This window comes from Stenotrophomonas sp. P5_A8, from assembly GCF_056400545.1.
In genome coordinates this window covers 1-4,805 of the sequence record NZ_JBFULB010000290.1, presented here as the reverse complement: position 1 = coordinate 4,805, position 4,805 = coordinate 1, and the positions used below count along the sequence as shown (strand labels likewise).

3 protein-coding genes are annotated in these 4,805 nt (G+C 67.2%); 2 read left to right on the top strand and 1 reads right to left on the bottom strand.

What is annotated here, in order from left to right; genetic code table 11:
* Positions 1-210: 210 nt before the first annotated feature.
* Complete coding sequence (locus AC1DQP_RS16480) at positions 211-1,623, bottom strand: class II fumarate hydratase (protein ID WP_457320359.1); 1,413 nt, start codon at positions 1,621-1,623, stop codon at positions 211-213.
* Positions 1,624-1,911: 288 nt separating this feature from the next.
* Between AC1DQP_RS16480 and AC1DQP_RS16475 the strand changes: the two genes are divergently transcribed.
* Positions 1,912-3,234: a hemolysin family protein gene (locus AC1DQP_RS16475; RefSeq protein ID WP_457320357.1), complete on the top strand. Its 1,323-nt coding sequence runs from the start codon at positions 1,912-1,914 to the stop codon at positions 3,232-3,234.
* A gap of 36 nt (positions 3,235-3,270) precedes the next feature.
* Positions 3,271-4,638, top strand: coding sequence for an adenylosuccinate lyase (gene purB / locus AC1DQP_RS16470; RefSeq protein WP_457320355.1), 1,368 nt, complete (start codon positions 3,271-3,273; stop codon positions 4,636-4,638).
* The last annotated feature ends 167 nt before the right edge of the window (positions 4,639-4,805 follow it).

Sequence of the window (4,805 nt, the reverse complement as noted above, 5' to 3'; positions counted from 1 at the left end):
ATTTGCGCCAGGGGCCTACCGGCCGCTGCGGGGCCCTGACGCGCGCGGCACGCCCGAACGGAGACCGCCCCCGTTGCACACGTGACCCAGCCACCCCGCCATGCGCGCATCGCCGTACGCCATCTACCAGGCAACAAGACGCTGCCCTCCGTTGGCAGAAGCACAAAAAAACGGGCCTTTCGGCCCGTCTTTTTCTTCCTGACGTCCCGGTCAGCCGCCGCCGCTGCTGCCGGCGTGGATGCCGCCTGCGGTCAGTGCCGCCGGATCCAGCAGCTTGCGCAACTCGGCTTCGGACAGACCGCTGTCTTCCTTGGCCACGTCCAGCACCGGGCGCTGCTCCTTGTAGGCGCGCTTGGCGATCGCCGCCGCCTTCTCGTAGCCGATGATCGGGTTCAACGCCGTCACCAGGATCGGATTGCGGTCCAGCGCCTCGCGGACGCGGTCCTCGCGCACCTTCAGCCCTGCAATCGCCGTATCGGCCAGCAGCCGCGAAATGTTCGCCAGCAGCCCGATCCCGTCCAGCAGATTGGCCGCGATCAGCGGCAGCGTCACATTCAACTGGAAGTTGCCCGTCTGCCCCGCCACGGTGATCGCCGTGTGGTGGCCGATCACCTGCGCGCACACCATCACCGTCGCTTCGGGAATCACCGGATTGACCTTGCCCGGCATGATCGAACTGCCCGGCTGCAACGCCGGCAGTTCGATCTCGCCCAGCCCAGCCAGCGGACCGGCATTCATCCAGCGCAGGTCGTTGGCTATCTTGATCAGCGCCACCGCCAGCGCATTGAGCTGCCCGGACAGTTCCACCGCGTCATCCTGCGCGGCCAGCCCTTCGAACTTGTTCTCCGCGCTGTCGAACTTGACCCCGGTCTGCTGCTTGAGCAGCTTGGCCACGCGCTCGCCGAAGCGCGGATCGGCGTTGATCCCGGTGCCGATCGCGGTGCCGCCCAGCGGCAGCCGGCGCAGCCGCTTGAGGCTGTCTTCGATGCGCTCTTCGGCCGAGGCCAGCTGGGCCGACCATGCGCCGAATTCCTGCTCGAAGGTCAGCGGCATGGCATCCATCAGGTGCGTGCGCCCGGTCTTGACCACCTTGCGCAGCGCGCGACCGCGCTTGTCGATGGTCTTGCGCAGATGCGCCAGCGCCGGCAGCAGTTGTTCCTGCACGCCCAGCAGCGCCGACACCCGCAGTGCGGTGGGGATCACATCGTTGGAGCTCTGGCCTTGGTTGACGTGGTCATTGGGATGCACCACCACCTTGCCGGCCTTGCCCGCACGATTGGCCAGCGTGGCGATCACCTCGTTGGCATTCATGTTCGAGGACGTGCCCGAACCGGTCTGGTACACATCGATCGGAAAATGCGCGTCATGCGCACCGTGGGCGACTTCGGCCGCCGCAACTTCGATCGCCTTGCCGATGTTCTTGGGCAGATGGCCCAGCTCGACGTTGACGGATGCGGCCGCGCCCTTGACCAGGCCCAGCGCGCGGATGAACCCACGCGGCATGCGCTGCCCGGACACCGGGAAATTGTTCACCGCACGCTGCGTCTGCGCGCCCCACAACGCATCCTCGGGCACCTGCAGCTCACCCATGCTGTCGTGTTCGATCCTGAAACCCTTGCTCATTGCATCACTCCGCGTTTCTTTCGGTTTGGAAAGGGAACCTGCGGCTGGCAACGGGCCYGATTCCCTGGCTGGCGGCTCTGCGCACGATACTCCCAAGCCGCGATGAAACCCAAGACCGGGTTTGATCGGCTAGACTCAAGATTCGTGTCCATTCAGAAAGCCTGCCGCCCCCATGGGTGACGACCCCCACAGTAGTTCCTGGCGTGCCGCCGCGCATGCATCGCCGCCCGCGCTTTCGGCCGGCCTGAACCCCACTCCGCGCCTTGCAGCCACGCTGCGCGGCCGCCGATGATCGGCAACCTGCTGCTCCTGCTGCTGGCCTTCGGGCTGGTGCTGCTCAACGGCTTCTTCGTGGCCGCCGAGTTCGCGCTGGTCAAGCTGCGCCACACCCAGGCCGTGGGCCTGGCCGCCAGCCATGGCTGGCGCGGGCGCCTGCTGCTCAACGTGCATTCGCACCTGGACGCCTACCTGTCGGCCTGCCAGCTGGGCATCACCCTGTCCTCGCTGGGCCTGGGCTGGGTGGGTGAACCGGCGTTCGCGCACCTGCTGCAGCCGGTGTTCGATGCGTTGGGCCTGAGCGCGGAGGCCTCGCAGCTGACCTCCTTCATCATCGCCTTCAGCGTGATTTCGTTCCTGCACATCGTGCTGGGCGAACTGGCGCCCAAGTCGATGGCGATCCGTCGCCCGGACCGCATGTCGCTGTGGACGGCGGCGCCGCTATACCTGTTCTACTGGGCGATGTACCCGGCGATCTGGCTGCTCAACAACAGCGCCAACGCGCTGCTGCGGCTGGCCGGCTGGGGCGATGTGGAACACACCTCGCACCGTTACTCGCGCGAGGAACTCAAGCTGATCGTCGGCCGCCAGCAGCCCACGGGCAGTGCGCCGGACCACGGCCTGACGCTGATGAGCCATGCCCTGGAACTGCCCGAACTGGTCGCCGGCGACCTGATGCGCCCGCGCGACCACATGCGTTCGTTCCGCGATGGCATGGCGCTGGCCGAGGTGATGGCCGAATTCGCCGAAAGCCGCTACAGCCGCTACCCGTGGTTCGACCGTGATGGCGAAGACGTGCTGGGCATCCTGCACATGAAGGACCTGCTGGTCGAAATCGCGCGTGGCAGGCCCACCGACGACCTGCGCGCGCTGCTGCGCCCGGCCAACCTGATCGCGCTGGAAACTCCGGTCCCCAGCGTGCTCGAACGCTTCCGTACCGGCACCACGCACCTGGCGCTGTGCGTGGAGGAACATGGCCGCATCCTGGGCTTCTTCACCCTGGAGGACCTGCTGGAAGTGGTGGTCGGCGATATCGAGGACGAGCATCCGCACATCGTCAAGGACGCCCCCACCCGCGGTGCCGACGGCAGCCTGCTGGTGGCCGGTTCGACCTCGATCTTCCGCCTGGAGCGCCTGCTCGGCCACGACCTGGAGGCGCCGGAGCACCTCAATTCGGTCGGCGGGCTGATCGTCCACCAGCTGCAGCGCCTGCCCGAAGAGGGCGAGCAGCTGGCGATCGACGGGCATCAGTTCACCATCAAACGCATGGCCGGCCACCGCATCCAGGCCGTTACCGTACGCATGGCACAGGCCGAGCCGACCGGGGCAGCGTAGAATGACGGCCCCCGCCGTCATAGCCCCGCGCCTGCCATGTCCGAATTCGCCCTGCTCGCCCTGTCCCCGCTCGATGGCCGCTACGCCGGCAAGGTCGACGCGCTGCGCCCGATCTTCTCCGAATACGGCCTGATCAAGGCCCGCGTCAAGGTTGAAGTGGAGTGGCTGCTGGCGCTGGCCAACGAGGCGGGCATCGTCGAGCTGGCCCCGTTCTCGGCCGCCGCCACCGCTCGCCTGCGCGCGCTGGCCGATGACTTCGCCCCGGCCCACGCCGCGCGGGTCAAGGAAATCGAGCGCACCACCAACCACGACGTCAAGGCCGTGGAGTACTTCATCAAGGAGCAGCTCAAGGCCGACGACGAGCTGGGTCCGGCGCTGGAATTCGTGCATTTCGCGTGCACMAGCGAAGACATCAACAACCTCAGCTACGGCCTGATCCTCGAGCAGGCCCGTCGTGACGTGCTGCTGCCCGGCCTGGATGGCGTGACCGCCACCCTGCGCGCCCTGGCCCACGCCCAGGCCGACCAGCCGATGCTCTCGCGCACCCACGGCCAGACCGCCTCGCCCACCACCCTGGGCAAGGAAGTGGCCAATGTCGTGGCCCGTCTGGAGCGCCAGCGCCGCCAGATCGCCGCGGTCGAGCTGACCGGCAAGATCAACGGTGCGGTCGGCAACTACAACGCCCATGTCATCGCCTACCCGGCAGTGGACTGGCCGGCCTTCGCCAAGCGCTTCGTCGAAAGCCTGGGCCTGGTGTTCAACCCGTACACCACCCAGATCGAACCGCACGACAACGTCGCTGAAATCGGCGATGCCGCGCGCCGTGCCAACATCATCCTGATCGACCTGGCCCGCGACATCTGGGGCTACATCTCGCTGGGCTACTTCAAGCAGAAGCTCAAGGAAGGCGAAGTCGGCTCCTCGACCATGCCGCACAAGGTCAACCCGATCGACTTTGAAAACGCGGAAGGCAACTTCGGCATCGCCAACGCCCTGTTCGAGCATTTCAGCGCCAAGCTGCCGATCAGCCGCTGGCAGCGCGACCTCACCGACTCCACCGTGCTGCGCGCGGTCGGCACTGCGTTCGGCCACACCCAGGTCGGCCTGGATTCGCTGGCCAAGGGCCTGGGCAAGCTGACCGTCAATCCCGAGCGCCTGGACGCCGACCTCAACGCGTCCTGGGAAGTGCTGGCCGAAGCAGTGCAGACCGTGATGCGCCGGTACGGCCTGCCCAACCCGTACGAACAGCTCAAGGCCCTCACCCGCGGCCAGGGCATCACCGCCGAATCGATGCAGGCCTTCGTCGAATCGCTGGACCTGCCCGAAGACGCCAAACAGGGCCTGCGCGCCCTGACCCCGGGCGGCTACATCGGCCTGGCCGCCGACCTGGCCAAGGCGATCTGACGCTCGCGCTTACCGCGTGACCCCGGGAGGGACGCTGGCACCGCCGGCGTCCCTTCTTCGTTGTGGGCTACCGAGCAGCCGGGCATGGCCCGGCTCTACCGATGCTGCGGTCTTTGCACTGCGTTACCGGGCGTGGGCGCCCTGTCGGCAGTCGGTCGGGACCCGAC